We start from the raw sequence: 26462 nt of genomic DNA, 5'->3' as shown, positions 1-26462 counted from the left end.
CCCTGATTACCAATTGACATCGGCAGGAGCCGCAAGCTGGGGCATCCTTGGCCCCAAACAATGAGCTCAGGGGTGTTCATGCCGTTGCAGTTGTCCCGCGCCACGCTCGCGCGCGTGATTCCATTTGCGTTGTTCATGGTGCTGCTCGCCGTGCGCGGCGCGGTGCCCGAGGGCGCCGCCTTCGATGCGCGCTGGGTCTACGGCCTCACCGTGCTGCTGGTGGGCGCCACGCTGGTCTGGTTCTGGCGCGACTATGCCGAGCTGGCGCGCGGTACGGCACCGGACGCGAAGGAATGGGGCCTGGCCGTCGTCACCGGCCTTGCGGTGTTCGGGCTGTGGATCGTGCTCGACGCGCCGTGGATGACCTTGGGCGAGCCGAGCGCCAGCTTCGTCCCGCTCGACGCCGAGGGCCGGCTGGACTGGCCGCTGATCCTCGTGCGCTGGGTCGGGGCGGCCTTGCTCGTGCCGCTGATGGAAGAGCTGTTCTGGCGCTCGTTCCTGATGCGCTGGATCGAGCGGCCGCAGTTCGAGGCGGTCGACCCGCGCCGCGTCGGCGCGAAGGCCGTGCTGCTGTCGACCGGCGTGTTCGTGCTCGCGCACACGCTGTGGCTCGCGGCCCTCGTCGCCGGGCTGGCCTATGCGCTGCTGTACCGCCACACCGGCAAGCTGTGGGTGCCGGTAATCGCCCATGCGGTGACCAATGGCGTGCTCGGCGCGTGGGTGGTGGCGACCGGGCGGTGGCAGTTCTGGTGAGGCGCTACAGTGAGGCCCTGCTGAACCCTGGGTCCACGTATGCTCGCCTACCGACACGCCTTCCACGCGGGCAACCATGCCGACGTCCTCAAGCACCTGGTGCTGGTGCAGGTGCTGCGCTATCTGGGCGAGAAAGACAAGCCTTACTGGCTGATCGACACCCATGCCGGCGCCGGCGCCTACAAGCTGCAAAGCCGCCATGCGCAGCGCAATGCCGAGTTCGAGAACGGCATCGCGCGCCTGTGGGAGCGTGACGACCTGCCGCCGGCCGTGGCCGACTACGTCGAGCAGGTGCGGCTGCACAACCCCGGCGGCACGCTGAAGCACTACCCCGGATCGCCGGCGCTGGCGCTGCAGTTGCTGCGCCCGCAGGACCGGCTGCGCCTGTGGGAGCTGCACCCGACCGACCTCAAGCTGCTGGCGCAGCACTTCGGCACGCAGCCGCACACCGAGGTGCACCACGGTGACGGCTTCAGCGGCTTGAAGTCCCAGCTGCCGCCGCCGTCACGTCGCGGCGCGGTGCTGATCGACCCCCCCTACGAGATGAAGGCCGACTACGGGCTGGTGGTGAACACCGTGCGCGACGCGATGAAGCGCTTTGCCGAAGGCGTCGTGATGGTGTGGTACCCGCAGCTGCCGCGCCTGGAGTCGCAGCAGCTGCCGCAGCGTTTGAAGGGGGCTGCCCCCAAGGGCTGGCTGCATGTCCGCATGACGGTGCAGCGCCCAGGCGTCGACGGCTTCGGCCTGGTGGGCAGCGGCCTGTTCGTGATCAACCCCCCGTGGGTGCTGCACGACACGCTGCAGGGCGTGATGCCCTGGCTCACGCAGGCGCTGGCGCAATACGACGGCGCCAGCTACGTGCTCGAGCAGCACGCGGTGTGATCCTGAACGCGGGGCTCAGACCCCGCGCTGGCGATCCTCGGCGAACTGCCGGCGGAACGCGGTGAAGCGCCCGGCATCGAGCGCCTCGCGCACTTCGCGCATCAGGTTCAGGTAGTAGTGCAGGTTGTGGATGCTGGTCAGCATCGGCCCCAGCATCTCGCCGCAGCGGTCCAGGTGGTGCAGGTAGGCGCGGCTGAAGTTCGTGCAGGTGTGGCAGCCGCAGCTTTCGTCGACCGGCCGCTCGTCGGTCTTGTAGCGCGCGTTGCGCAGCCGCAGGTCGCCATAGCGCGTGAACAGGTGGCCGTTGCGCGCATTGCGGGTCGGCATCACGCAGTCGAACATGTCGATGCCGTGGGCCACGCCGTCGACCAGGTCTTCCGGCGTGCCCACGCCCATCAGGTAGTGCGGCTTGTGCGCCGGCAGCTGCGGGCCGATGTGCTCCAGCACGCGCAGCATCTCGGCCTTGGGTTCGCCGACGCTCAAGCCGCCGACCGCCAGGCCGGGGAAGTCCAGCGCCTCCAGGCCGGCGAGCGATTCGTCGCGCAGGTTGGTGTACATGCCGCCCTGCACGATGCCGAACAGCGCGTTGGGGTTGGCCAGCCGCTCGAACTCGGCCTGGCAGCGCCTGGCCCAGCGCAGGCTCAGCTCCATCGAGACGCGCGCTTCCTTCTCGGTGGTGATGTGGCCGCTTTGCTTGTCGCCCATCAGGTAGGGCGTGCATTCGTCGAACTGCATCACGATGTCGGAGTTCAGCACGCGCTGGATCTGCATGCTCACCTCCGGCGTCAGGAACAGCTTGTCGCCGTTGACGGGCGACGCGAACTTCACGCCTTCTTCGCTGATCTTGCGCATGTCGCCCAGGCTCCACACCTGGAAGCCGCCGCTGTCGGTGAGGATGGGCTTGTGCCAGCCCTCGAAGCGGTGCAGCCCGCCGAACTGCTGCAGCACGTCCAGCCCGGGGCGCAGCCACAAATGGAAGGTGTTGCCGAGGATGATCTGCGCGCCCATTTCTTCGAGCGAACGCGGCATCACGCCCTTGACGGTGCCGTAGGTGCCCACCGGCATGAAGATCGGCGTCTCGACCACGCCGTGGTTCAAGGTCAGCCGGCCGCGGCGCGCGTGGCCTTCGGTCTTCAGCACGTCGAAGTGCAGGCCGCGCGACAGCGTCGGGGCAGGGGAGGTCTGGGGTTGGGTCATGAAAGCGAGACGTTTCGGCGTGTGAGCGCGCGCTGAGTCGGCTAGTATCGCCGCGTATGGCCGCCCCTGGCGGACTTGGCCGCAGCCCACGCGTCGGCTTGGCGAAGAATCGTCCCTTCGTCCACGCCAACAAGCGTTGCGCCATTCTTGCCGTGCGTCTGTTTCTGCTGCTGAATGGGCACAAGCTTGTTGCGACGCCGGCAAGCGACGCCGACCATGATGTCCGTCGCCTCCGGCGAGCTTGCCGAGGCGGATTTCTCGCACTGGATCCGCACGCACAGCGCAGCGCGATAGCCGCACCCTCGGCCGCGCGGGCCGATGGACAATCTCGCCTGATCCCGTTTCCCGAATGCCCGTCGATGAAGATCCTGTTGGTCGACGACCATCCGCTGTTTCTCGATGGTCTGGCCCTGCTGTTCGCGCAGGAGTTTCCGCACGCCGAGGTGCTGCAGGCTCACAGCCTGGCTGCGGCGCTGTCCACCGTGGCCGCCGAGCCCGCGGTGAGCTGGGTGCTGCTCGACCTGGGCCTGCCCGACAGCGACGGCATGCAGGCCTTGCAGTGCCTGCGCGAGGCCAGCCCCGAAGCGACCTGCGTCGTGATGTCGGCCGATGAACGGCCTGCGACCATCCTCGCCGCCATCGACCTCGGCGCGGCCGGCTTCCTGCCCAAGACCACGCGGCATGGCGAACTGTTGCGCGCGTTGCGCCAGATGATGGGCGGCGGCGTCTACCTGCCGGCCAGCGTGCTGGCGCTGCAGCCCGCTCCCGTGCCCGGCGTGCCCGAGGCGGCCGAGAGCGTCGACTCGCTGGGCCTGTCGCCGCGCCAGGGCGACGTGCTGCGCCTGCTGATCGAAGGCAAACCCAACAAGGCCATCTGCCGCGACCTCGGGTTGTCGGAGTCGACCGTCAAGACGCATCTCGCGGCGATCTTCCGCAAGCTGGGGGCCAATTCGCGCACCCAGGCGGTGGTGGCGGCGGCACGGCTGGGCCTGCGGCTGCAAGCCTCCGCGATGGGCGGCTGAGTCGTCAGGCCTGCAGCGCCTGCAGCAGCGCGTCGCCCCGGAAGGGCTTGTGCAGCACCTGCACACCGGCCTCGTGCAGGCGGCCGAGTTCTTCCGGGCCGGTGTCTCCGGTCACCACCAAGGCCCGCACGGCGCCGAAACGAGCGCGCACCTCGGCCAGCACCTGCAGGCCGTCGCCGTCGGGCAGCCGGTAGTCGGACAGCAGCAGGTCGAGCCGCAGGTCACCGGCCTGCGCCAACCATCGTCGCAGGTCTGCGAGCGAGGTGCAGGGGTACACCTGCGCGCCCCAGGACTGCAGCCGCGCCACCATGGCTTCGCGCACCGTCGGGTCGTCCTCGACCAACAGCACGCGCCGCCCCTGCAGGCGGGGGACCGGCTGCTGCGCCGGTGCCGCGGACGGGGCGCGTTGCGCGGCCGGCACCTCGACCCAGAAGCACGAGCCGCGGCCGGGCTGCGAGCGCAGCCCGATCTCGTGCCCGAGCATCGCTGCCGTACGCTGCACGATCGCCAGCCCCAGCCCCATGCCGCGCGAGCGCTCGCGCTGCGGGTTGTCGAGTTGCACGAACTCCTGGAACACCGCTTGCCGGTGCTCCTCGGAAATGCCGATGCCGGTGTCGTGGATCTCGATGCGCACCTTGTCGCCGCGGCGGCGCGCCGCCACCAGCACGCCGCCGCGTTCGGTGTACTTCACGGCATTGCTGACCAGGTTGCGCACGATGCGGTCCAGCATCACCGGGTCGGATTCGATGACCGCGGGGGTCGGGCGCAGGCGCAGGCGCAGCCCTTTCAGCGCCGCAGCCGGTTGCTCGTGCAGTTCGATCGCATCGAACAGGTCGGCCACGCGCACCGCGGCCCGGTGGGCCTGCACCGTGCCGGAGTCCAGCTGCGACAGGTCGAGCAGGCCGGTCAGCAGGCCTTCCATCGCGCCCACGGCCTCGTCGACGCGGTCCATCATCTGGCGCATGCGCGCCGACTCGCTGCTGTCCTTGACCAGGCCGACCAGCAGGCCGATCGTCACCAGCGGCTGGCGCAGATCGTGGCTGGCCGACGCCAGAAAGCGCGTCTTGGCGGCATTGGCCTGCTCCAGCTGGCGCGTGCGGGTCGCCACGCGTGCCTCCAGTTCGGTGTTGAGCGCTTCCACTTCGCCCATCGCCTTGACCATGCGGTGCAGCAGCGCCAGCGAGAACAGCCCCAGCGTCAACGGCATCACGTAGGGGATCCAGAAGCCATGGGTGATGGGCAGCCAGTTGGCGGTCTGCATCGCGTAGTCATGGCCGACGGCTGCGAGCATCGCGCCGATGCCCAGCGCCTGGCCCGCCGCCGACCAGCCGCCGTGCGACCACGCCCGGCGGCCGCACAGCCACAGCACCGGCATGCAGGCGGCCAGCATCAGCGGGTAGGTGTAGCCGCGCACCACCTGCAGCTCGCCATGCCACGCAGCCCAGGCGCCGAGCGCCGGCAGCACCACGAGCGCCGCAAGCAGCGCGCGGGTGTAGCGCGGCCAGCGCACGCCGGCGAAGGCCTGTGCGAACACACCGAGCAGCACCGCGCTGGCGACGTTGGCCGTGTAGAAGATCCAGTCCGATGCGCGCGCCGACGTGACGGCGGTGTCGAGGAAGTAGCTGTAGTTGCGCACCGAGCCCAGCAGCACCAGCGCACCGAAGCTGCCGAGCGCGACCTCGCTGCGCCGCAGCCACCAGATCAGCATCATGAACAGCGCCAGCGCGGCGGCGCCGAGGTTCAGGGCCTGCGGCAGTGCCACGCGGGACAGCAGGTAGCGCTGGTGGTCCTGGCGCAGGGCAGACATCGGGCCCACGTTCACCTGCGACAGCCCGGCGCGCATCACGTAGCGCACCTCGACCACCACCGTGTTGTGCCCGGCCCTGAGAAACGACGGCGGCACGCTGATCAGCGTGGGCACCGGCACGCCGGGGTTGGACTCGCGCGGTCCCTGCGCGTGGCCGGCCACCAGAGCGTCGTTCACATACACCTGGTGGTGGCTGCTGAGCCGGGTGAAAGTCAGTGCCAGCGACTCCTGCGGCACCTTTGCCAGCTCGAACCCGAACCGGTAGCGTCCGGGCGTTCCGCGGTCGACGCTGCGGTGCGCCCAGGTGTCTGGCAACGCCACCCTCTCGGGTGCGCGGCCGGGGGCGTCGAATACCGCCGCGTCCACCGTCTGTACGCCGGGCAGGGCATCGGCTGCGCCCGCCGGCCATGCGGCGGCGAGCAGCCAGGCGGCGAGCAGCCCGGCCAGAAGGCGGGTCGCGCGGAGCAGGGCGGGGGGCATCGGACGCATGGGGCTGCAGCGTAGCCGCAAAGCCAGTTCCTGCACCTGTGAAGAAGTCACGCTGTCTCATCCGAATGGCCGATGGCGGCCGCCTCGCGGCGTCGGGACACTGCGCCCATTCGCGGAGGGGTTTCGCGGGAATTCACGACTGAGGAGAAATGGCATGCGTTTGGATCGGCTTTCGTGGTGGAGGGGCTTGCTGGCGGCGGCATCGCTGTCCGTGGCATTGACGGGCTGCGGCGGCGGGGGCGGCTCCGATGACGATGCGCCGGCGACGGGCAGCGAGGCCGGCGTGTTCACCGACGCGCCCGTCAACGGCCTGGCCTACACCGCCAGCCCGTCCGGCGTGACCGGCGTGACCGGCGACAACGGCACCACCGGCGGTTTCCGCTATGAGCCGGGCGACACCGTGACCTTCATGCTGGGCGGGCTGACCCTGGGCAGCGCGACCGGCGCCGCGGCGGTGACGCCGGCCGACATCTCGGGCGGCGACGCAACGGTGGCTGCCAACCTGCTGGTGCTGCTGCAATCGCTCGACAGCGACGACGCCGAAGGCACGATCGCCATCAGCCTGCCGGCCACGACCGATCTCAGCGGTCTGTCGCTGACGCAGCCGTCGACCGACTTCGCGGCCGCGCCCGCCTTCACGGCGGCGGTGACGGCCGCGGGTGGCACGGTGGTCGACCTGGAAGCGGCACGCGCCCACGCCATCGCGCAGTTCTGGGCGCAAGTGGCCGGCACCTGGGTGCTGCAGGAAGAAGACGGCACGGTGGTGGTTCGCTTCACCAGCGCAGGACACTACCTGCTGGGCGAGAACGGCGTGGCCGACGACGCCGGCCAGGCGGGCATGGAGCAGGGCCAGGTCGCCTGGGATCCCACCACGCAGGAAGCCACCTCGACGGTGTCGGTGGAGACCAACGGCGAATGGGGCCTGTCCCACCCCATCGGCGGCAAGTACGTGCTGCGCTACGACGGCACCCACCTGCTGGTGCGCGACATCGGCGAGGCCGAGGACGACTGGGTCTCGCTGCGCCGGGCCGGCAACGCCGCCGGCGCCCTGTACGGCGTCTGGGCAGTGCAGCTCGAAGACGGACAGACCCCGCCGCTGGGCACGTTCACCTTCGCCTTCTCCAGCGAGAACCGCTACTTCATGATCGACCCGCTCGGCGACACGCCGGACGAGAACGATCCCGACGATGTGGTCTGCGGCGGCCCGGGTGTCGAGACCGGCAGCTTCAGCTATTCCGCGAGCACCGGCATCCTGACGGTCGATACCGTGGGCACTGACACGAACGGCTGCGGCGGCTTGCACGACGGCACGCAAGGCGGCACCGGCCGCGCGCAGCTGCGCAACATCGCGTTCTCGCAGGACGGCAACACCATGACGGCGGTCGTCTACACGCAAGCCGGCGACGAGGACGGCAGCGTCACCCTGGTGCGCGTCGGCCCCTGAGTGCCGGAGGCGTTCCGAAACAGGCCGGCCTCGCCGGCCTGTTTTTCATGGCGCGCGCCGTTCGAGCAGCATCGCATCCCCATAGCTGAAGAAGCGATAGCGCTGCGCGATCGCATGGCCGTACAGCGCCATCACGTGCTCGTAGCCGGCGAACGCGCTGACCAGCATCATCAGCGTGCTCTTCGGCAGGTGGAAGTTGGTGACCAGCCGGTCGACGACCCGGAAGCCGTAGCCTGGCGTGATGAAGATGTCGGTCTCGGCGCTGCCGGCGCACAACGCACCGGTGCGCGCCGCCGATTCGAGCGCGCGCAGCGTCGTCGTCCCGACCGAGACCACGTGCCGGCCCGCCGCCTGCGTGCGGCCGATCGCCTCGACGGTGGCGGTGGGCACCTCGAACCACTCGCTGTGCATCCTGTGCTCGGCCAGGTTCTCGGTGCGCACCGGCTGGAAGGTGCCGGCGCCGACATGCAGCGTGACGTTGGCGGTGTCGACGCCGCGCTCGCGCAGGGCGGCCAGCAGCGCCTCGTCGAAGTGCAGCGCCGCCGTGGGCGCTGCCACCGCACCCGGCTTGTCGGCAAACACCGTCTGGTAGCGGCGCTCGTCGTCGGGCGTGTCCGGGTGAGCAATGTAGGGCGGCAGCGGCACGTGGCCGTGGCGGTCCAGCAGCGCCAGCGGGTCGTCGGGAAAGCGCAAATGGAACAGCCCGCCGTCCGGCCCGCCGCGGCCCAGCACCTCGGCGTCGAACGCCCCGGCGAAGCGCACCAGGCTGCCCGGCTTGGGCGACTTGCTCGCGCGCAGATGCGCCAGCACTTCATGGCCGGGCAGCACGCGCTCGACCAGCGCCTCGACGCTGCCGCCGGTCGCCTTGGCGCCGTGCAGCCGGGCCTTGATGACACGTGTGTCATTGAACACCAGCAGGTCGCCGGGCGACAGCAGCGAGGGCAGCTCGCGGAACACACGGTCCACCGGCGCGGTGCCGGTGCCGTCGAGCAGCCGAGAGGCGCTGCGCTCGGCGGCGGGGTGTTGTGCGATGAGTTCGGCCGGCAGAGCGAAGTCGAAGTCGCTCAGGGTGTAGGTGCGAGGCATCGTGTGGAGGGCCGGACAGACCCGTTCCCAGGGGAAAGGCCGCGATTGTCGCCTACTCGGGCGGCTGCCGCAGATGCTGCAGCTTCTGAGGGTTGCGCATGATGTAGATGTCGGCGACGCGCCCGTCGGGACCCGGCCGCAGCGCCAGCGTCTGGATGGGCGTGCCGTCGACGTCGTGCAGCAGCCAGCCGTGCAGGCCGTTGATGTCGACCGACCTGAACCGCACCCGGCTCCAGTCGACCAGCTTCGCAAAGCCCACCAACGCCTTGGCGACGCGCTCGGCACCCTGCAAGGGCCTCGGCACGGCAGCCACCAGGCCGCCGCCGTCGGACAGGAATTCCGCATCCTCGACCAGCAGCTTCGCCAGCTCTTCCACGTCGCCACGCGCAAGTGCCGTGCCGAAGGCCTGGAGCAGCCGGGCGCCTTCCTCGGCCTGCACTTCCCGGCGCGCGTAGTCGGTTTTCACGTGCTGCCGCGCGCGGCTGGCCAACTGCCGTACGGCCGCGGGCGAACGTTGCAACCGCCGGCCGATCTCGTCGAAGTCGAGGTCGAACACGTCGTGCAGCAGGAAGGCCGCGCGCTCCAGCGTGCTCAGCCGTTCGAGCGCCAGCATGAAGGCGATGGAGACGTCCTGGGCATGCTCGGTAGCGACGTCGGGGCCGGGGTGAAAGTCCATCGCCTCGTCGACCAGCGGCTCGGGCAACCACACGCCGACGTACTGCTCGCGCCGCAACCGGGCCGACTGCAAACGATCCAGACACAGGTGCGTGACGGTGCGCGACAGGAAGGCGCGCGCGTTCTCGACCTGGCTGCGGTCGGCCGACTGCCAGCGCAGCCACGCGTCCTGCACCACGTCCTCGGCCTCGGCGCGCGAGCCGAGCATGCGGTAGGCGAGCGCGCGCAGGTACCGGTAGTGCGGCTGAAAGCTGGTGTCGGCCAGGACGTCAGGCATGGGCGGAAGCGGGCTGGAGTGCGGGCGGCTGGATCGTCTCACGGCCCACCTGCACGCGCACGCAGGCATGGCCGTGGCCGAGCGCGTATTTGAGCATCGGGAACATCCGCACCGCGGTGATCGACAAGGCCAGCGAGGCCAGTGCGCGCGGGCCCCAGCGGCGCTGCACGTCGTCGCGCAGGCCCATCAGCTCGGGGGCATGCGTGATCGCCGCCCGCGTGTAGCGCACGGCCAGCGCGGTGTCGCTGCTCAATGCGTCGAGGTCGTCATGCAGCACCGCTCGCAGCACGGCATCGTCGATGCCCGCCTCGCGCGCCATGTCGACCGACAACTGGGTGCAGGGGCCGCAGTCCTCGGCCCGCACCGCCGCCAGCTTGGCGGCGTACCACGCCTCGGGCGGCACGCCGTCGCGGCAGTCCGCCATCGGCTGCACGCGCGCAAAGCGCCAGAATCCCTTGCGGTGGGACGCCAGCAGCTCGCGCGCGTAGCTCATGTCATAGCCGTAGGTCTTCTCGAAGGCCGCGATGCGGCGGCGGATCAGCCAGTCAAGCATGGTGGGGGTTCCTGATGAGAGGGGTGGAAGAGGGCAGCGCACGCGCTGGCCACGCCAGCGCGAAGGCCAGGGCCGCCGGCAGCACGACGCCGGGCACGTCGCGCAGCAACGTGCTCCAGCCGCACAGGCCCGCCAGCGTCTCGCCGACGTGCACGCCGGCATGCAGCACGAGGAACCCGGCGCCGGCAAAGGCCGCCGGCGCGCCCGTGTGCGGGCGCCAGGCCCGCCACGCCAGGCCGCCGGCGGCCACGAAATAGGCCGCGCCGATGTCGCGCACGAAATGGAAGTTCAACGGGCCGGTCAGGGCGACGCCCGGCACCGCGTGGTACCAGGCGGCCGGGTCGGCCAGCATGGCGGTCCCGTTGGCGGCCAGGCCGGCCGCCAGCAGCCAGCGCAGCGAGTCGAGAAGGAGGGGCACCGGTCGCTTTTTCGCAGCAGTCATGTCTTCATGACGATGCAGCCCCCGGGCTTGTGACATGCCGGGCACGGGCAGAATGCTCGCCATGCCGCCGGCCGCCGCCCCGACTTCCGACACCACCGCCCCGAAGCGCGAAAAATCCGCGCCGCAGAAGGCACTGGAGAAGCTGGGGCTGCAGCGCGACATCGACCTGGCGCTGCACCTGCCGCTGCGCTATGAAGACGAAACCCGCATCACCCGCCTGCGCGACACGCGCGACGGCCACACCGTGCAGGTCGAGGGTGTCGTCACCGACAGCCACATCAGCATGCGGCCGCGGCGCCAGCTGGTGGTGACGCTCGACGACGGCAGCGACACCGTGAACCTGCGCTTCTTCAGCTTCTATCCGGCGCAGCAGAAGGTGCTGGCCGTGGGCCAGCGCATCCGCGTGCGCGGCGAACTGCGCGGCGGCTTCATCGGCCGCGAGATGGTGCATCCGAGCTTCAAGGCCGTCACCGAAGACACCCCGCTGGCCGACGCGCTGACGCCGGTCTACCCCACGTCGGCCCACCTGCCGCAGACCTATCTGCGCAAGGTGGTGGCCTCGGGCCTGGCACGGGCCCACCTGGCCGAGATCCTGCCGCCCGAGGTACTGCCGCCCGGGCTGCCCAGCCTGCGCGAGGCGCTGCACTTCCTGCACCACCCGGCGCCGGAAGTGTCGCTGGCGACGCTGGAAGACCACAGCCACCCGGCGTGGGAACGGCTGAAATTCGAGGAGCTGCTGGCGCAGCAGCTGTCGCAGCTGCAGGCCCAGCGCGAGCGCGCCATGCTGCGCGCGCCTGCGCTCCAGGCCGAGCGCGAAGGGCTGCAGGAACGATTGCTGGCGGCCTTGCCGTTCCGGCTCACCGAGGCGCAGCGCCGCGTGGTCGAGGAGATCGCGCGGGACCTGGCGCGCCCGCAGCCGATGCACCGCCTGCTGCAGGGCGATGTCGGTTCGGGCAAGACGGTGGTGGCCGCGCTGGCTGCCGCCATCGCCATCGGCGCCGGCTGGCAGTGCGCGCTGATGGCGCCCACCGAGATCCTGGCCGAGCAGCATTTCCGCAAGCTGGTCGGCTGGCTGGAGCCGCTGGGCATCGGCGTCGCATGGCTCACCGGCAGCCAGAAGGGCAAGGCGCGCAAGCAGATGCTCGAACGCGTGGCCAGCGGCGAGGCGAAGCTGGTCGTCGGCACCCACGCGGTCATCCAGGACCAGGTCGAGTTCGCGAAGCTGGGCCTGGCGATCATCGACGAGCAGCACCGCTTCGGCGTGCAGCAGCGGCTGCAACTGCGCCAGAAGCTGCAGGGCGGCGAGCTGGAGCCGCACCTGCTGATGATGAGCGCCACGCCGATCCCGCGCACGCTGGCGATGACCTACTACGCCGACCTGGACGTCAGCACCATCGACGAGCTGCCGCCGGGCCGCACGCCCATCGTCACCAAGGTGTTCGCCGACGGCAAGCGCGACGCCGTGATCGAGCGCATCCGCCACGAAGTCGAGCAGGGCCGGCAGGTGTACTGGGTCTGCCCCTTGATCGAGGAAAGCGAGAAGCTCGACCTGCAGAACGCCACCGAGACGCACCGCCAGCTGAGCGACGCCTTGCCCGGCCGCATGGTCGGCCTGCTGCACGGCCGCATGCCGGCGGCCGAGAAGGCGGCCGTGATGTCGCTGTTCAGCGAGGGCCAGATGGGCGTGCTGGTCTCGACCACTGTGATCGAGGTCGGCGTCGACGTGCCCAATGCCAGCCTGATGGTGATCGAGCACGCCGAGCGTTTCGGGCTGAGCCAGTTGCACCAGTTGCGTGGGCGCGTGGGCCGCGGCGCCGTGGCGAGCGTGTGCGTGCTGCTGTACACGTCGCCGCTGTCCGACACCGGCAAGTCGCGCCTGAAGGCGATGGCCGAAACCAACGACGGCTTCGAGATCGCGCGGCGCGACCTGGAGATCCGCGGGCCGGGCGAGTTCCTGGGAGCGCGCCAGTCGGGCGCGCCGCTGCTGCGCTTCGCCGACCTGCACGAAGACGCGCATTGGGTCGCGAAGGCGAGGGCGGCCGCAGCCGTGCTGCTGGACCGCCATCCGCGCGCGGCTGAAGCCCATGTGGCGCGCTGGCTCGGCGGCAAGGCGGAATATTTGAAGGCGTGACCGGCTGAGAAAGCAGACAATTCCATTTCACGATTCGGCCCGGTGAGCCGGCTCCTTGCCACTGATCTCCACGCTCATGAAAACTGCTCTCCGCTTGTCGCTAGGTGCTGCCGTGGTTTCCTTGCCGCTGACGCTGTTCGCCGGTGAGCCGGTCCTGGTCCAGGTGCCGGCCGCACTCGATCCGTCTGCACCCATTCCGACGGCGGTCAGGGCAGAGTGCGGTCTTGATCAACTGCTCGGCAACTATGCGCTCGACGCGATCGGCAAACGCGGCGCGGATGCGCGTCCCTTCCGTGCGGTCGAGCCGGCCGCCCCGGAGCGGACGCTGCACTTGACCATCTTGTCGGTGCACGGGCACGGCGGCGGTGGGTGGAGCGGCGCGAAGTCGATGAGCGTCAAGGCCGATCTGCGCAAGGATGGGCAGCCGCTCGGTACGCGTGTGTTCACACGACGCTCGCGCGGGGGGCCGCTCGGAGGGATGAGCGGTACATGCGCCATTCTCGACCGCGTGGCGGGCGCGCTCGGGCGGGATGTCGCGAAGTGGGTCGCGGCCCAGGAAGGCACGCAAGCCGTGGTCGAACCGGTTGCCGCTCCTGCATCGGAACCCGAGGTGTCCGAGCCCGCCGGTCAGTAAGGTTGCGCGCCGCAGTGCTCCTGCTGCAGGGGCCCCGTGCGTGCATTGAAAATGGCAAGATCGCCGCCTGGCTCATCTCGACTGTCGATGCGACTTCTCACCTGGTTGACCATCACCGCCGGTCTCTGCGGGATGGTCGCCGCCGCGTTGCTGTTTCACGAGCCGAGCCGCAGCTACGCAAGCCACCTCGCCGACAGAGCGCGCGGCGGCTACACGGTCGAGCAGCGCGTGCAGCGCCACCAGCACGACGTGGCCATGCGCCTGAAGCCCGCCTTCGCCGCGGTCGGGCTGGCCTATCCGCCGTACGAGGTCGCGTATCTCGCCTTCAAGGACACGCGCCGGCTGGAGGTGTATGCGCGTGGCGCCCGCGGTGAGCCGTGGCGCTTCGTGAAGGCCTACCCGGTGCTGGCCGCCAGCGGCAAGCCGGGCCCGAAACTCAAGGAAGGCGACCTGCAGGTGCCCGAAGGCGTCTACCGCGCCGAATACCTGAACCCGAACAGCCGCTTCCACCTGTCCATCCGGCTGAACTACCCCAACGAGTTCGATCGCCGCATGGCGCGCAACGACGGCCGTACGCGGCTGGGCGGCGACATCATGATCCACGGCAGCAGCGTGTCGATCGGCTGCCTGGCCATGGGCGACGAGGCGGCGGAAGACCTGTTCATCCTGTCCGCGCGGGTGTCCAAGGAACGCACCCGCATCGTCGTGAGCCCGGTCGACTTCCGCATCCCTGGCCATGCAGCCCCTTCCGGCGGGCCCGAATGGGCGCACTCGCTGTACGACACCTTGCGGACCGAGCTCGCCCGGTACCCCCGCGGGCCCGAGCGCTACGCGCATGTGCGGCACTGACCCCCACGCGCAACGACCCCTAAAAGGAGACACCGTCCATGCATGAAACCCTGCTGCTCTTCGCCCTGGTCTCTTTCATCGGCATCGCCACCCCCGGCCCGACGGTGCTGCTCGCGCTGAACAACGGCTCGCGACTCGGCGTGCGCGCTTCGGTGCCCGGCATGGTCGGCGCCGTGCTGTCGGACTTCGTGCTGATCGGCGCCGTCGCGGTGGGGCTGGGCGCGCTGCTCGCCGCGTCGGAGTTCTGGTTCTCCGTGGTCAAGTGGCTGGGCTGCGCCTATCTGGCCTGGCTGGGCGTGCGCCTGCTGCGTTCGAGCGGCAGCCTGGCGCTGCCGGCGGAGCAGCAAGGAACACCGGCATCGAGTCGGCGGGCCGTCTTCATGCGCAGCTTCCTGGTCGCGGCAACCAACCCCAAGGGCTATCTCTTCTTCTCGGCCTTCCTGCCGCAATTCGTCGTGCCGACACAGCCCCAGTGGCCGCAATACCTCGCGCTGGGCATCACCTTCGCGTCGATCGATTTCGTCGTCATGCTGGCTTACGCCGCCGCTGGCGCGCAGGCCGTCAGGCTGCTGCGCGCCAAAGGCGCGCTGTGGCTTGAGAGGGTGTGTGGTGCAGCCTTGCTGGCACTGGCTGGCTCGCTGGCGCTGTATCGCAGGCAAGGATGATGCGGATGTCGCTGAGGCGCCACGCGGGCGTGTGGCACGCCGTCACGGAACGGTCGAAGCCTGTCATTCCAGGCCTCGCCTCCAAGCAAAATAATGCGCCAGAACGCGGCCTCGCGCATCGAACTGCACGCCTTCCAACTCAAGCCTGATTCGCTGTTCGACCTCGGGGCCTGGATCGCTGCGTCGACTGATCTGGCCGTGCGTGTTGACCACACGGTGCCAAGGAACAGGGCTGTTGCCAGGCAGCGCGTGAAGCGCATACCCGACCTGCCGCGCGGCGCCTGCCAGCCCCGCACGTTGGGCAACTTGGCCGTACGTTGCGACAAAGCCGCGGGGAATGCTCAGTGCGACTTTGCACACGAGCGCATTTCGGTTCTTCATGCGGCGGGAGACGACTCTCCCAACGTGGCGAGGCGCTCGAGGTACCACGTCGGAAAACCGTGCTCTCGACCAGCGGCAATCAAATGGTCAAGGTACTCGACGTCCGCGGGTTCGTCGCCACGTGCCGGCGGGATGTAGCACATTGCCGGCCGCGTGCAGCCGTTTGCGGTTTCGACCAAGACGGCTTCGGGCAAGAACACGCCGACACCGTCCATCGAGTACATCCGACGCAACTGGTCGTGTGTGGCCCAGACCAGAATCCCATAGATCGAATGCTGGTCTGATGGTGCAATGCATGCGTGCGGACAAATGTGAATCTCGAATCCACTCAATCTCGCCACTTCGATCCGGTCCGGAACCAGACCTCCTCGTGCCATCACATCGCGCCGTATAAAACTGCCGTAGAAGAAAACAGCAATCTGCCGAGCGACCTGCTCCTTCTGTTCCATAGGGCTTCCTCCGTAGTTGATGCAGCTGATACTAGCGAGCATGTCGAACGTAGAAAGACAACCGATATCGCCCAAGCGCCAAGCAGCGCCAATGCCTTGGCGCGCACTGGCGAAGCACCATCCGCGCGGGACGCTTCTGCCTGAGCACCGGCACAGCACCGTTCAGGTGGTGTATGCGGTATCAGGCGTGATGCAGGTCACAACCGGATCCAACCATTGGACCGTGCCCCCTCAAAGGGCCCTCTGGGTTCCTGCAGGAGAACCGCACTCGATCTGGATGCTGTCGGATACGCAGTTGCGGACGGTCTATTTCCAGCCCTCGATGCTGAAGGGCTCCTTGAAGGCAGACCGCCGAGGCCGTGCGCACGCCATCTCGATCTCGGCGCTGCATCGCGAACTGCTCCTGCGCCTCTTCCACAATGCCGGCGACAACAATGTCCAGACCATGGTCGCCACGTTGTTGCTGCACACATTGTGTGAGGCAGAGCCTTTGCCGACGGAACTCGTGCTTCCTCAGAACGCCGGATTGCGTCGCGTCGCCCAACAGCTCATCGACCGGCCGAGACTGAACATGTCCCTGACGGAGGCCGCCGACCTGGCGGGCTGCTCCGAGCGAACTTTCAGCCGGCGTTTCGCAGAGCAAACTGGCAGCCCCTTCAGGACATGGAGGCAGCGGGCGCGTATCGTTGCGTCCCTTGACTTGCTCTCCGATGGACGGCCGATCAAGTACATAGGGAGCGCCCTGGGTTTCTCAGGCGCAGCAGGCTATGTTGCAGCGTTCCGCGCGGTCATGGGTTGCAGCCCAGGCGCGTTTCGGGAAAACCGTGACCGCTGAGTTCGGCCCGCGCTCGCAGTGCGCGTACCACGTTGTGAACTGATCCCCGCCCGCCAACAGGCCCGCACTACCCACCGTCTCCCAACACGCGCACAATCGCGCCATGGCCGCGATAGTTTTTTGCTTTCAAGCCGGCACGGGAGTAACGCCATGACGCTGACCGAACTGCGCTACATCGTTGCCGTGGCCCGCGAACGCCACTTCGGGCGCGCGGCCGAGGCGTGCTTCGTCTCGCAGCCGACGTTGAGCGTCGCGATCAAGAAGCTGGAAGACGAACTCGACGTGAAGATCTTCGAGCGTGGCGCCACCGAGGTCAGCGTCACGCCGCTCGGCGAAGAGATCGTGCGGCAGGCCCAGGCCGTGCTCGACCAGGCGTCGTCGATCAAGGAGATCGCCAAGCGCGGCAAGGACCCGCTGGCCGGCCCGCTGCGGCTGGGCATCATCTACACCATCGGTCCCTACCTGCTGCCCGAACTGGTCAAGCACGCGATCGAGATGGTGCCGCAGATGCCGCTGATGCTGCAGGAGAACTTCACCGTCAAGCTGCTGGACATGCTGCGCACCGGCGAACTCGATTGCGCCATCATGGCCGAGCCCTTCCCGGATGCGGGCCTCGCCGTGGCGCCGCTGTACGACGAGCCCTTCATGGTTGCGACGCCGCGCAGCCACCCGCTGGCCCGGCGCGACAGCGTGTCGTCGGAAGAACTCAAGCGCGAGACCATGCTGCTGCTCGGCACCGGCCATTGCTTCCGCGACCATGTGCTCGAGGTGTGCCCCGAGTTCGCCCGCTTTTCGAGCGATGCGGAAGGCATCCGCAAGAGCTTCGAAGGCTCGTCGCTGGAAACGATCAAGCACATGGTGGCCTCGGGCATGGGCCTGACGGTGGTGCCGCAGTTGAGCGTGCCCAAGGAACCGCAGACGCATGTCGCCTACATTCCCTTCAGCGAGCCGGTGCCGACGCGGCGCGTGGTGCTGGCATGGCGCCGCACCTTCACGCGCTACGAGGCCATCGCCGCGTTGCGCAACGCCGTCTATGCCTGCGAGCTGCCCGGCGTGAGCAGGCTTTCGTAACGCGCGCGCCACAACGTGCGCCTAGACTGCATCGAACCGTCCCAACGAACAGGAGTAAGCCCGATGGCGAAGAACAAGGTGAAGACGTCCGCTTCCGCTGCAACGCTGGCCGGGATGCCGGTGAACATCGGCATCGCCGACAAGGACCGCGCGGCCATCGCGCAAGGCCTGAACCGCCTGCTGGCCGACACCTACACGCTCTACCTGACCACGCACAATTTCCACTGGAACGTCACCGGGCCGATGTTCAACACGCTGCACGCGATGTTCATGGCGCAGTACACCGAGCTGTGGAACGCGGTCGATCCGATCGCCGAGCGCATCCGTGCACTGGGTCATGTGGCCGCCGGTTCCTACAAGGACTTCGGTGCGCTGACCTCGCTGCCGGACGTGCCCAGCCAGCCGCCCAAAGCCGACGAGATGATCCGCATCCTGGTGCAGGGCAACGAAGGCGTGGCCCGCACCGCGCGCGGCCTGTTCCCCACCGTCGACAAGGCTTCCGACGAGCCCACGGCCGACCTGCTGACGCAACGGCTGGACGTGCACGAGAAGTCGGCCTGGATGCTGCGCAGCCTGCTGGAAGCCTGAGCGGTCCTGGCTATCATCCGCCCGCGGCCGCCCGCCTAGGGTATGGCGAATGCTGACCTGTGCAGCTTCGCGCCATGGGGCTTCCCCATGGTGATTTTTCATGTGTTCCCATCAGGGCGTGAGCGGGTCGGCACGGTGTGCCGGACAGCTCACGCATCACCTGCAGGTTGGCGGGTGCGCCGCACCTCACCATGAACGCCGGGTCCGTCCACTTTGCTGCCCTGGGCATCGCGCGCACGCTGCTGGCCGGCTCGCGCGAGCAGCATGCCCTGCACGCGCGGCTGGTGGAGTGCGTCGACGCACCTGCTGAGTGGATGCACGGCCTGGCCGAGCGCCTGGGCCAGTGGCCGGCTCACCGCTGGCAGCAGCACTCGATCGGATCGCTGGCGGCCTGGCTGGCCCACGACGCGCATTTCCTGCAGGCCTGGGAGGTGATGCGGGGCCCGCGCATCCGGCGCTACATCCTTCGACCCTGGGCGCAGATGCATCCCCGTCCGCTCGGGCTCGACGGCCTGCTGCTGCCGCCGTGGCCCGCGCCGGGCGATCTGGCGGCCTGGCTGCAGCTCACGCCGCAGGCCCTGTGGCGGCTCTCGCTGCCCGAAGGGTGGCAGCGCCGCCGGCCGCTGCACGAGCAGCATTACCGTTTCATCCCGTCTCCCAAGCGCAGCGGCGGCTGGCGCCTGCTCGAAGCACCCGAGCCGCACCTGAAGGCGCTGCAGCGCCGCGTGCTCGACGGGGCGCTGGCCCAGGTGCCGGTGCATCAGGCGGTGCACGGCTACGTGCCCGGCCGCTCCGTCGTCACGCATGCGCAGCAGCACGTCGGCCGCGCGGTCGTCGTGCGTTTCGACCTGCAGGACTTCTTCGCCAGCGTGACCGCCTCGCGCGTCCATGCGACCTGGCGCACGCTCGGCTACCCGGCGCCGGTGGCCCGGGTGCTGACCGCGCTGTGCACGGTGGCCACGCCCGAGCCGGTGCTGGAGCGGCTGCGAGGCCTGGGCGCTCTGACATGGCGGCAGGCGCAGCGGCTGCGCGACGCGCACCTGCCGCAAGGTGCGCCGACTTCCCCGGCGCTCGCCAACCTGTGCGCCTTCTCGCTCGATCTGCGCCTGGCAGGCCTCGCAGAGGCGTTCGGCGCCGGCTACAGCCGCTACGCGGACGACCTCGTCTTCTCCGGCGATGCCTCGCTGGCACGCCAGGCCGCGCGGCTGCAACTGCAGGTGGCGCGTGCGGCACTCGACGAAGGCTTCGCGCTGCAGCACCGCAAGACCCAGGTGCTGCGTGCCGGACGTCGGCAGCAGGTCTGCGGCATCGTCGTGAACCGGCACACCAACCTGCCGAGGGCCGAGTTCGACCGCCTGAAGGCCATGCTGCACCGGGCGCTGACCCGCGGCCTGGACCATGTCGACGCTCCCGGCGGCGGTGAAGTGAGCGAATACTTGCGAGGTCGCGTAGCCTGGGCCATGCAACTGAATCCAGCCAAAGCGAGCGTGCTGCGCGAGTTGTTGCAGCGGCTCGACGTTCCCGCCGTACCGCAGGAACGTGCTTCCTCGTAAACTGGACACCGTTTTCGTGGGATTTTGACCCACTAAGGATGCTCCATGTCTCCATCGCCACGTCCGGGTCGGCGCACGCTGATCCGCGGTCTGACCGCTGCCCTCGCTGTGCCCGGCTTTCCGCTGTGGGCGAAACCGCCTGAAGACAAAGGCCCCGACAAGGGCGGCAACGGGGCCAAGGGCGGCCCCGGCAAACACGAGAAAAAAGGCGGCACGAAGCAGGCCGCGGGATTGGGCAAGCCGGCCGGCGGGCCAGGCAGTGGCGGCACGCTGGTCACCGCCGGCATCACGGTCAGCAGTGCGCGCCATCTCGCGGTCGAAGTCGGTATCCGGAAGGGCAGCTACCAGTCGCTGCCGCCCGGCATCCGCAAGAACCTCGCGCGCGGCAAGCCGCTGCCGCCCGGCATCGCGAAGAAGATGGCGCCGCCGGCACTGGTGGCCCGGCTGCCGGTGCACCCGGGCTATGAGTGGCGCGTGGTCGGTACCGATCTGGTGCTGGTCGCGATCGCGACGCTGATCATCGCGGACGTGTTGTTCGACGTGTTTTGAGCGCCGTGCCGGACGTCGAACCGGGCGCGCAGTCGGCCTGTTCGTCGGCCGGTTCATCCAGCGCCGCAGGCCGCGGTCCGGGTGTTCTTGTCGAGCCGGCCTCATGTGTGGACATGAAGACGGGGCGTGTCGAGAAGACGGCGAACGGTTGGGCCGACCTAAACTGCAGCCCATGACTGCGCTGCGCCTGAAGTTCCCGCTGTACCTGCAACTGATCCGCTGGGACAAGCCCGTCGGCACGCTGCTGCTGCTGTGGCCGACGCTGTCGGCGCTGTGGATGGCGGCCGGGGGCTTTCCCGGCTGGCACCTGCTGGCGGTGTTCACGCTGGGCACCTTGCTGATGCGCTCGGCCGGTTGTGCGGTGAACGACGTGGCCGACCGCGAGTTCGACCGCCACGTGCAGCGCACGACGCAGCGGCCGGTGACCAGCGGTGCGGTGTCCGTGTCCGAGGCGCTCGTGGTCGGCGCCGGGCTGGCGCTGGCGGCCTTCGCGCTGGTACTGACGACCAACCTGCCGACGGTGTTGTGGTCGTTCTTCGCGCTGGCGGTGGCCATCGTCTACCCGTACACCAAGCGCTTCTTCTCGATGCCGCAGGCGGTGCTCGGCGTGGCGTTCAGCTTCGGCATCCCGATGGCCTTCGCGGCCGTGCAGCAGCAGGTGCCGCCGCTGGCGTGGCTGCTGCTGCTGGGCAACCTGTTCTGGGTGGTCGCCTACGACACCGAATACGCGATGGTCGACCGCGAGGACGACCTGAGAATCGGCTTGCGGACGTCGGCCATCACCTTCGGCCGCCATGACGTGGCTGCGGTGATGGTGCTGTATGCGGCGTATCTCGCCGTGTGGGGCGGGGTGGGCTGGCAACTGGGGCTGGGCTGGGCGTATGCCGCGGGGCTTGCAGCGGCCGCCGCCCAGGTGCTCTGGCACTTCCAGCTGATCCGCGAGCGTTCGCGCGACGGCTGCTTCCGCGCCTTCAAGGTCAACCACTGGGTCGGCTTCGCCGTCTTCGCCGGCGTCGTGGCGGGGCTCGCCTGAGGCTGCCTGCACCCCTTTGTTGCGGTGCACCAACCTGGAAAGCGACGCGGTCGCACGCTGTATCCGATTCTTGTGCCGCGTCGTGCAATCGCCGCCGCCGCAGCCGCATCTTTCACTACCGCAGCCGCAATGTGCCCGTCTCTGGTGAGGCGCAGTTGGCATGGGCCTTGCGGTACGCGCTCGCCTCAACATTTCTGCAGGGAGTGCAAGATGACGTTGCTACGCCAGATCAAGCAAGCGCTCGCGGCGGCCGGGCTGGCCGTTGCTGCCACGGCGGTCAGCGCCAGCCCGATCCCGGGCCCCGGCGACTGGGGCGCCCACGACACCATCGAGACCGGCGGCAATGTGGTTGCGGCCGGCGCCTTCGAAGAGGTTTTCCTGTTCACGCTGACGTCACCGACGACGCTGTTCACGTCGGCCGCGTCGGTCGGCATCCCGTCGATGTTCGGCATCACCGGTGGCACCGTCTCGCTGTTCAAGGACGTCTTCGGCCCCGACCCACTGATCGGCTCGTTCGGCTTCGACGGCAGCACCGGCATGTCGCCCACCACCTTCGCCGGCCTGTCCTCGGGGCACTACTACTACCTGGTGACCGGGGCCGGCCTCGGCCTGGGTGGCCTGTACAGCCTGGTGTCGGCCGTGCCCGAGCCCGAAACCTATGCCCTGCTGCTCGCCGGGCTGATGATCGTGCTGACGCTGACGCGCCGGCGCCTGAAAGACTAGGGCCTGTTCACACTACAGAGGGCAGGCTCGCTCCCTTCGGGTTGTTGCGCCGAAGGCCGTGCACGGCGTTGCAAAGCCTCGCCGGGTGCCGCGCGAAGCCGTCCGGTCTGCGCAGCGAACCAGGCGTAGCGCGGCAAATGGCGTTGCTGCGCTGTACAGCTATTGCGCACGGACGCTTCGCAACGCCCCACCCGGCTTCGTTTTGCGCCTTGCTCACGGCCTTCGGGACAACAACGCATCAGCCCTCCGTCGTGTGAACAGGCCCTCATCGACGCTGTCATGCGGCACGCCACCGTGCCGCCGGCGCGCCTTCACCGCCAGCGATCACCGGCGGGAGGGCGCGTCGCTTTGACGATGGCACCATGCGACCGCGATCGGCGGCGCTGCGCAAGGCTGTTGCGTGCGAACCGGACAAGGCCGAGTGACGCGGATCCGGCTTTGCCGGTCCGCCAGCGTCGCCCCCTGGAGGGGGCGCGCGAAGCGCGTAGGGGGTGGGCTGTCAGCTGCCGAATTCGTCGCCCAGCTGCTGCGCCCGCTGCTGCGCCGCCTGCATCGCCTTCACGAAAGCCGGCTTGATGCCGCCGGCTTCCATCGCCGTGAGGGCCGCGTAGGTGGTGCCGCCCTTGGACGTGACGCGCTCGCGCAGCACCTCGGGCGGTTCGGTGGACCGCCGCGCCAGTTCGGTGGCCCCGGCAAACGTCGCCAGCGCCAGCTGCTTGCCTTGCTCGGCGCTCAGGCCCATCGCCTGCGCGGCTTCGATCATCGCCTCGATGAAGTAGAAGACATAGGCCGGCCCGGAGCCCGACACCGCGGTCACCGCATCGAGGTCGGCTTCGTGCTCCACCCACACCGTGCGGCCGGTCGGCGCGAGCAGCTGCTCGATCGCGCCGCGCTCGGCCGGCGTCACCTCGGCGCGCGCATACAGCCCTGAAATGCCTTCGCCGATCAGCGCCGGCGTGTTGGGCATCGAGCGCACCACGCGGGTGCTGCCGGTGGCCGCGACGAGGGCGTCGCTGCGGATGCCGGCCATCACGCTCAGGTGCAGCGCCGCCGACACGTGCGGCGCGCACGGTGCGGCCGCCGCCTTGAAAAGCTGGGGCTTGACGGCCCACACGACGGTGCCCGCCCGCGCCAGTTCGGGGCCTGCCGATTCGAGCGCCTGCACGCCATGCTCTTGCGCCAGCCGCGCGCGCTGCTCGGCATGGGGCTCGACCACGAGGAGGTCCGACGCAGGCCGGCCATTCGCGCGCAGGCCGCCGATGACGGCGCTGGCCATGTTGCCGCCGCCGATGAAGGCAATTGCAGTGGAGGTGTTCATGCCGGCAGTGTACGGATCAATGCCCGCCGGCGAGCAGCGTCGCGTTGCCGCCGGCCGCCGCGGTGTTGACCGTCACCGTCTGCTCGCTGCAGAAGCGCAGCAGGTAGTGCGGACCGCCCGCCTTCGGTCCCGTGCCGCTCAATCCCTCGCCGCCGAACGGCTGCACACCCACCACCGCGCCGATCATGTTGCGGTTGACGTAGACGTTGCCGACCCGCGCGTGCCGGGCGATCTGCTGCGCGCGGCCGTCGATGCGCGTCTGCACGCCCAGCGTCAGGCCGTAGCCGAGCGCGTTGATGCGCTCCACCACCGCTTCGGCCGTGGCCAGCTCGCCCGAGCCCCAGCGCACCACGTGCAGCACCGGGCCGAAGATCTCCTGCCGCACGTCGGCGATCTGCTTCAGCTCGTACGCTGCCGGTGCGATGTAGCGGCCGTCCAGGCCGGCCGGCACCGGCGTGCGCGCGATCAGGCGCGCCTCGGCGTCGAGCCGCCGCACCTGGCGCGCGAGGTTCTCGTGTGCCTCGGCGTCGATCACCGGGCCCACGTCGGTAATCCATTGCACCGGGTCGCCGACCACCAGCTCCTGCATGGCGCCTCGCAGCATCTCCAGCAGCCCGTCGGCGATGCGCTCGTGCACGCACAGCAGGCGCAGTGCCGAGCAGCGCTGCCCGGTGGAGCGGAACGCGCTTTGCACGACGGCGTCGGCCACCTGCTCGGCCAGCGCGGTGGAATCGACCACCATGGCATTGATGCCGCCGGTCTCGGCGATCAGCGGCACGATGGGGCCGTCCTTGTCGGCCAGGCTGCGCTGGATCAGCTTGGCGACCTGGGTCGAGCCGGTGAAGGCCACGCCGGCGCAGCGCGGGTCACGCACCAGTGCGGCGCCCACGGTGTCGCCCGGGCCGTGCAGCAATTGCAGCGCGTCGGCCGGTACGCCGCACTCGTGCAGCAGCTCCACCATGCGCTGTGCGACCGCAGGCGTCTGCTCGGCCGGCTTGGCCGCCACCGCGTTGCCGGCGACGAGTGCCGCCGCCACCTGGCCGACGAAGATCGCGAGCGGGAAGTTCCACGGGCTGATGCAGACGAACACGCCGCGCCCGTGCAGGTGCAGTTCGTTCGATTCGCCGGTCGGCCCGGGCAGGGTCTGCGGGACCAGCTGGCGCTCGGCCTGCGCGGCGTAGTAGCGCAGGAAGTCCACCGCTTCGCGCACCTCGGGCACCGCGTCGGCCATCACCTTGTGGGCCTCGCGCACCAGCAGGCCGCAGAACTCCGGCATGCGGGCTTCGAGCGCATCCGCCGCGCGGCGCAGCACCGCGGCGCGCTCGGCGACGGGCCGGCCGTCCCAGCGGTCGAAGCCGGCCTGCAGCGAGCGCATGGCGGCGTCGACGGTTGCCGCGCCGGCTTCGGCAATGGTGGGCACGCTGGTGCGTTCGGCGGCCGCGAACAACGGCTCGCGCTCGGCCGCGCAGGCCAGGTCCACGCCCAGCGAGTTGCGTCGGCCCGGGCCGTACAGCGCCAGCGGCAGCGGCAGGCTGGGCTCGGGCTGCAGGTTGAAGGGCGACACCAGCAGCGCCTCGGGCGACACGTTCTGGTCGGCCAGCTGGTGCACGAAGGACGAGTTGGCGCCGTTCTCCAGCAGGCGGCGCACCAGGTAGGCGAGCAGGTCGCGGTGCTCGCCGACCGGGGCGTAGATGCGCAACGGCACCTGCCCGCCCTTCAGCACCTCGCGATAGAGGCTCTCACCCATGCCGTGCAGGCGCTGCATCTCGAACGCGGCGCCGCGTTCGCGGGCCAGTTGCAGGATGGCGGCGATGGTGCCGGCGTTGTGCGTGGCGAACTGCGGGTAGATCCGCGGCGCATGGTCGAGCAGCACGCGTGCGCAGGCCAGGTAGGCCAGGTCGGTGTGCTGCTTGTGCGTGAACACCGGGTAGCCGGCCAGGCCGAGTTCCTGGGCGCGCTTGATCTCGCCGTCCCAGTAGGCGCCCTTGACCAGGCGCACCATCAGCCGCAGGCCGTGGGTCTTGGCGATGCGGGCCACTTCCTGCACCGTCTCCAGCGATCGGGTCTGGTAGGCCTGCACCGCCAGGCCGAAGCCCTGCCACTGCGGGAACTGCTGCGCAATGCGGGCTGCCAACGACTCGAGCACGTCCAACGACAACTCCAGCCGCTCGCTTTCCTCGGCGTCGATGGTCAGGTTGATGTGGGCCTGGGCCGCCAGTTCCACCAGCGACCACACGCGCGGCAGCAGCACCTCGAACACCCGCTCGCGTTGCGATTCCTCGTAGCGCGAGTAGAGCGCGCTCAGCTTGATGGAGATGCCGTCGGAGCTTTCGGGCCGGCCGTCGGCGGGGTTCTGACGGGCGATCTGCTCGATGGCGTTGCGGTAGGACGCGAGATAGCGTTCGGCATCCTGCTCGGTGCGGGCGCCTTCGCCCAGCATGTCGAAGCTGAAGCGCAACGCCGGGTGGTCGCCGCGCTGCGATTGCGCCTCGCGCTGGGCCTCGGCGATGTTGCGGCCGAGCACGAACTGCCGCCCCAGCAACTGCAGCGCGCGCACGGCGGCGGCCACCACCGTTTGCGCGCCGAGGCGCTGGATCACTCCTGGCTGCGCGCCGTCGCCGGGCAGCAGTTTTTTCGTCAGCGCGATCGCGTTGGCCGACAGGCTCGCCAGCACCGGGTGGTGCCCGCCCGACGGCGTGTCGAAATCGGCGCGGCCGAGCTGGTCGGCGGTCAGGGCCATCGCGGTCTCGGTGTCGGGCACGCGCAGCAGGGCCTCGGCCAGCCGCATCAGCGCCAAGCCTTCCGGGCGCGACAGCGGGTATTCCTTCAGCAGCGATTCCATCGCCCAGAACGGCGCCGGCTTGTCACGCACCGCCTGCACCCAGGGGGTGGCCGCCAGACGCACCTGGTCCCACCCCAGCCGGGGCCGCTCGAGCAGGGCGTGGACCACCTCGGCTTCCGGGCGGTCGGGACGGGGGAGCCGCATGCGGGGCGGCGGGGCAGGGAAGCGGGGGTCGGCGGACATCGTCTATGCCTCAGGGTTTTGCATGACTTGC

Annotated in this window: 24 protein-coding genes and 1 pseudogene; 15 read left to right on the top strand and 10 right to left on the bottom strand. The window is 69.5% G+C overall.

The window, feature by feature from the left end:
- The first annotated feature begins 78 nt into the window (after window positions 1-78).
- Both M8A51_RS19860 and M8A51_RS19855 read left to right on the top strand, forming a co-directional pair.
- On the top strand, window positions 79-753 hold the full coding sequence (locus tag M8A51_RS19860; RefSeq protein WP_251780376.1) for a CAAX prenyl protease-related protein: 675 nt from the start codon (window positions 79-81) through the stop codon (window positions 751-753).
- 39 nt (window positions 754-792) lie between these two features.
- Window positions 793-1635: a 23S rRNA (adenine(2030)-N(6))-methyltransferase RlmJ gene (locus M8A51_RS19855; RefSeq protein WP_251780273.1), complete on the top strand. Its 843-nt coding sequence runs from the start codon at window positions 793-795 to the stop codon at window positions 1633-1635.
- A gap of 15 nt (window positions 1636-1650) precedes the next feature.
- On the opposite strand, the gene tgt is transcribed toward M8A51_RS19855, so the two are convergent.
- Entirely contained in the window at window positions 1651-2832 is a 1182-nt protein-coding gene (gene tgt / locus M8A51_RS19850; protein WP_251780272.1) for a tRNA guanosine(34) transglycosylase Tgt, read from the bottom strand.
- 359 nt (window positions 2833-3191) lie between these two features.
- Here tgt and M8A51_RS19845 point away from each other — a divergent pair, with 359 nt between their 5' ends.
- Entirely contained in the window at window positions 3192-3854 is a 663-nt protein-coding gene (locus tag M8A51_RS19845; protein ID WP_251780271.1) for a response regulator, read from the top strand.
- A 4-nt stretch (window positions 3855-3858) separates the two neighbouring features.
- On the opposite strand, the gene M8A51_RS19840 is transcribed toward M8A51_RS19845, so the two are convergent.
- The gene (locus tag M8A51_RS19840; RefSeq protein WP_251780270.1) at window positions 3859-6150 is read right to left on the bottom strand and encodes an ATP-binding response regulator; all 2292 of its coding nucleotides are present in this window, start codon (window positions 6148-6150) and stop codon (window positions 3859-3861) included.
- Between the two features lie 154 nt (window positions 6151-6304).
- Between M8A51_RS19840 and M8A51_RS19835 the strand changes: the two genes are divergently transcribed.
- Window positions 6305-7594 carry a hypothetical protein gene (locus M8A51_RS19835; protein ID WP_251780269.1) on the top strand — a complete coding sequence of 430 codons (1290 nt, stop codon included), beginning with the start codon at window positions 6305-6307 and terminating at the stop codon, window positions 7592-7594.
- 45 nt (window positions 7595-7639) lie between these two features.
- Here the strand turns inward: M8A51_RS19835 and queA are convergent, their stop codons facing one another.
- From queA to M8A51_RS19815, 4 genes are read right to left on the bottom strand one after another with little or no spacing between them, the layout of a single operon-like run.
- Window positions 7640-8680, bottom strand: a complete 1041-nt coding sequence (queA, locus tag M8A51_RS19830; RefSeq protein WP_251780268.1) for a tRNA preQ1(34) S-adenosylmethionine ribosyltransferase-isomerase QueA — start codon at window positions 8678-8680, stop codon at window positions 7640-7642.
- A 52-nt stretch (window positions 8681-8732) separates the two neighbouring features.
- Entirely contained in the window at window positions 8733-9632 is a 900-nt protein-coding gene (gene sigJ, locus M8A51_RS19825; RefSeq protein ID WP_251780267.1) for an RNA polymerase sigma factor SigJ, read from the bottom strand.
- Window positions 9625-10185 carry a hypothetical protein gene (locus tag M8A51_RS19820; RefSeq protein WP_251780266.1) on the bottom strand — a complete coding sequence of 187 codons (561 nt, stop codon included), beginning with the start codon at window positions 10183-10185 and terminating at the stop codon, window positions 9625-9627. The genes sigJ and M8A51_RS19820 overlap by 8 nt, the downstream gene beginning before the upstream one ends.
- Window positions 10178-10603, bottom strand: a complete 426-nt coding sequence (locus tag M8A51_RS19815; RefSeq protein WP_251780265.1) for a hypothetical protein — start codon at window positions 10601-10603, stop codon at window positions 10178-10180. The genes M8A51_RS19820 and M8A51_RS19815 overlap by 8 nt, the downstream gene beginning before the upstream one ends.
- Window positions 10604-10688: 85 nt before the next feature.
- Between M8A51_RS19815 and recG the strand changes: the two genes are divergently transcribed.
- The 4 genes from recG to M8A51_RS19795 all read left to right on the top strand — a co-directional run bounded on the left by recG (window position 10689) and on the right by M8A51_RS19795 (window position 14906).
- The gene (gene recG, locus M8A51_RS19810) at window positions 10689-12758 is read left to right on the top strand and encodes an ATP-dependent DNA helicase RecG (RefSeq protein WP_251780264.1); all 2070 of its coding nucleotides are present in this window, start codon (window positions 10689-10691) and stop codon (window positions 12756-12758) included.
- 121 nt (window positions 12759-12879) lie between these two features.
- Window positions 12880-13392: a hypothetical protein gene (locus M8A51_RS19805; RefSeq protein ID WP_251780263.1), complete on the top strand. Its 513-nt coding sequence runs from the start codon at window positions 12880-12882 to the stop codon at window positions 13390-13392.
- 87 nt (window positions 13393-13479) lie between these two features.
- The gene (locus M8A51_RS19800) at window positions 13480-14241 is read left to right on the top strand and encodes a L,D-transpeptidase family protein (RefSeq protein WP_251780262.1); all 762 of its coding nucleotides are present in this window, start codon (window positions 13480-13482) and stop codon (window positions 14239-14241) included.
- A 38-nt stretch (window positions 14242-14279) separates the two neighbouring features.
- Complete coding sequence (locus M8A51_RS19795) at window positions 14280-14906, top strand: LysE family translocator (protein WP_251780261.1); 627 nt, start codon at window positions 14280-14282, stop codon at window positions 14904-14906.
- 63 nt (window positions 14907-14969) lie between these two features.
- Here M8A51_RS19795 and M8A51_RS26605 read toward each other — a convergent pair whose 3' ends face one another.
- The gene (locus tag M8A51_RS26605) at window positions 14970-15287 is read right to left on the bottom strand and encodes an MGMT family protein (protein ID WP_368408574.1); all 318 of its coding nucleotides are present in this window, start codon (window positions 15285-15287) and stop codon (window positions 14970-14972) included.
- Complete coding sequence (locus M8A51_RS19790) at window positions 15284-15736, bottom strand: gamma-glutamylcyclotransferase family protein (protein WP_251780260.1); 453 nt, start codon at window positions 15734-15736, stop codon at window positions 15284-15286. Before M8A51_RS19790 ends, M8A51_RS26605 begins: the two co-directional genes overlap by 4 nt.
- Window positions 15737-15827: 91 nt before the next feature.
- Here M8A51_RS19790 and M8A51_RS19785 point away from each other — a divergent pair, with 91 nt between their 5' ends.
- From M8A51_RS19785 to M8A51_RS19755, 7 genes and pseudogenes are all read left to right on the top strand, one after another.
- Window positions 15828-16571, top strand: coding sequence for an AraC family transcriptional regulator (locus M8A51_RS19785; protein WP_251780259.1), 744 nt, complete (start codon window positions 15828-15830; stop codon window positions 16569-16571).
- Between the two features lie 150 nt (window positions 16572-16721).
- The gene (locus M8A51_RS19780; RefSeq protein WP_251780258.1) at window positions 16722-17642 is read left to right on the top strand and encodes a LysR substrate-binding domain-containing protein; all 921 of its coding nucleotides are present in this window, start codon (window positions 16722-16724) and stop codon (window positions 17640-17642) included.
- A gap of 63 nt (window positions 17643-17705) precedes the next feature.
- On the top strand, window positions 17706-18230 hold the full coding sequence (locus tag M8A51_RS19775) for a Dps family protein (protein ID WP_251780257.1): 525 nt from the start codon (window positions 17706-17708) through the stop codon (window positions 18228-18230).
- Between the two features lie 191 nt (window positions 18231-18421).
- On the top strand, window positions 18422-19783 hold the full coding sequence (locus tag M8A51_RS19770; protein WP_251780256.1) for a reverse transcriptase family protein: 1362 nt from the start codon (window positions 18422-18424) through the stop codon (window positions 19781-19783).
- A gap of 45 nt (window positions 19784-19828) precedes the next feature.
- Window positions 19829-20332: an anti-virulence regulator CigR family protein gene (locus tag M8A51_RS19765; RefSeq protein WP_251780255.1), complete on the top strand. Its 504-nt coding sequence runs from the start codon at window positions 19829-19831 to the stop codon at window positions 20330-20332.
- 172 nt (window positions 20333-20504) lie between these two features.
- The gene (gene ubiA, locus M8A51_RS19760; protein WP_251780254.1) at window positions 20505-21365 is read left to right on the top strand and encodes a 4-hydroxybenzoate octaprenyltransferase; all 861 of its coding nucleotides are present in this window, start codon (window positions 20505-20507) and stop codon (window positions 21363-21365) included.
- Window positions 21366-21617: 252 nt separating this feature from the next.
- A pseudogene (locus M8A51_RS19755) lies at window positions 21618-22088 on the top strand (FxDxF family PEP-CTERM protein); the annotation flags it as partial.
- Window positions 22089-22587: 499 nt separating this feature from the next.
- On the opposite strand, the gene proC reads toward M8A51_RS19755, so the two are convergent.
- Entirely contained in the window at window positions 22588-23406 is an 819-nt protein-coding gene (proC, locus tag M8A51_RS19750; protein ID WP_251780252.1) for a pyrroline-5-carboxylate reductase, read from the bottom strand.
- Between the two features lie 16 nt (window positions 23407-23422).
- Window positions 23423-26392, bottom strand: a complete 2970-nt coding sequence (locus M8A51_RS19745; RefSeq protein WP_251780251.1) for an L-glutamate gamma-semialdehyde dehydrogenase — start codon at window positions 26390-26392, stop codon at window positions 23423-23425.
- Window positions 26393-26462: the final 70 nt, after the last annotated feature.

This window comes from Caldimonas mangrovi, from assembly GCF_023721835.1.
Classification (GTDB): domain Bacteria; phylum Pseudomonadota; class Gammaproteobacteria; order Burkholderiales; family Burkholderiaceae_C; genus Caldimonas; species Caldimonas mangrovi.
This window is presented reverse-complemented; position numbering and strand designations above follow the sequence as displayed.

Excerpts from the sequence above, each read along its gene's own strand:
- M8A51_RS19860 (WP_251780376.1), top strand. The coding sequence starts at position 79 with ATGCCGTTGCAGTTGTCCCGCGCCACGCTCGCGCGCGTGATTCCATTT.
- recG (WP_251780264.1), top strand. The coding sequence starts at position 10,689 with ATGCCGCCGGCCGCCGCCCCGACTTCCGACACCACCGCCCCGAAGCGC.
- M8A51_RS19765 (WP_251780255.1), top strand. The coding sequence starts at position 19,829 with ATGTCTCCATCGCCACGTCCGGGTCGGCGCACGCTGATCCGCGGTCTG.
- M8A51_RS19745 (WP_251780251.1), bottom strand. The coding sequence starts at position 26,392 with ATGCGGCTCCCCCGTCCCGACCGCCCGGAAGCCGAGGTGGTCCACGCC.
- M8A51_RS19785 (WP_251780259.1), top strand. The coding sequence starts at position 15,828 with ATGCCTTGGCGCGCACTGGCGAAGCACCATCCGCGCGGGACGCTTCTG.
- M8A51_RS19780 (WP_251780258.1), top strand. The coding sequence starts at position 16,722 with ATGACGCTGACCGAACTGCGCTACATCGTTGCCGTGGCCCGCGAACGC.
- M8A51_RS19800 (WP_251780262.1), top strand. The coding sequence starts at position 13,480 with ATGCGACTTCTCACCTGGTTGACCATCACCGCCGGTCTCTGCGGGATG.
- M8A51_RS19845 (WP_251780271.1), top strand. The coding sequence starts at position 3,192 with ATGAAGATCCTGTTGGTCGACGACCATCCGCTGTTTCTCGATGGTCTG.
- M8A51_RS19840 (WP_251780270.1), bottom strand. The coding sequence starts at position 6,150 with ATGCGTCCGATGCCCCCCGCCCTGCTCCGCGCGACCCGCCTTCTGGCC.
- M8A51_RS19855 (WP_251780273.1), top strand. The coding sequence starts at position 793 with ATGCTCGCCTACCGACACGCCTTCCACGCGGGCAACCATGCCGACGTC.
- queA (WP_251780268.1), bottom strand. The coding sequence starts at position 8,680 with ATGCCTCGCACCTACACCCTGAGCGACTTCGACTTCGCTCTGCCGGCC.
- M8A51_RS26605 (WP_368408574.1), bottom strand. The coding sequence starts at position 15,287 with ATGAAGAACCGAAATGCGCTCGTGTGCAAAGTCGCACTGAGCATTCCC.
- M8A51_RS19790 (WP_251780260.1), bottom strand. The coding sequence starts at position 15,736 with ATGGAACAGAAGGAGCAGGTCGCTCGGCAGATTGCTGTTTTCTTCTAC.
- M8A51_RS19775 (WP_251780257.1), top strand. The coding sequence starts at position 17,706 with ATGGCGAAGAACAAGGTGAAGACGTCCGCTTCCGCTGCAACGCTGGCC.
- M8A51_RS19770 (WP_251780256.1), top strand. The coding sequence starts at position 18,422 with ATGAACGCCGGGTCCGTCCACTTTGCTGCCCTGGGCATCGCGCGCACG.
- ubiA (WP_251780254.1), top strand. The coding sequence starts at position 20,505 with ATGACTGCGCTGCGCCTGAAGTTCCCGCTGTACCTGCAACTGATCCGC.
- sigJ (WP_251780267.1), bottom strand. The coding sequence starts at position 9,632 with ATGCCTGACGTCCTGGCCGACACCAGCTTTCAGCCGCACTACCGGTAC.
- tgt (WP_251780272.1), bottom strand. The coding sequence starts at position 2,832 with ATGACCCAACCCCAGACCTCCCCTGCCCCGACGCTGTCGCGCGGCCTG.
- proC (WP_251780252.1), bottom strand. The coding sequence starts at position 23,406 with ATGAACACCTCCACTGCAATTGCCTTCATCGGCGGCGGCAACATGGCC.
- M8A51_RS19835 (WP_251780269.1), top strand. The coding sequence starts at position 6,305 with ATGCGTTTGGATCGGCTTTCGTGGTGGAGGGGCTTGCTGGCGGCGGCA.
- M8A51_RS19820 (WP_251780266.1), bottom strand. The coding sequence starts at position 10,185 with ATGCTTGACTGGCTGATCCGCCGCCGCATCGCGGCCTTCGAGAAGACC.
- M8A51_RS19795 (WP_251780261.1), top strand. The coding sequence starts at position 14,280 with ATGCATGAAACCCTGCTGCTCTTCGCCCTGGTCTCTTTCATCGGCATC.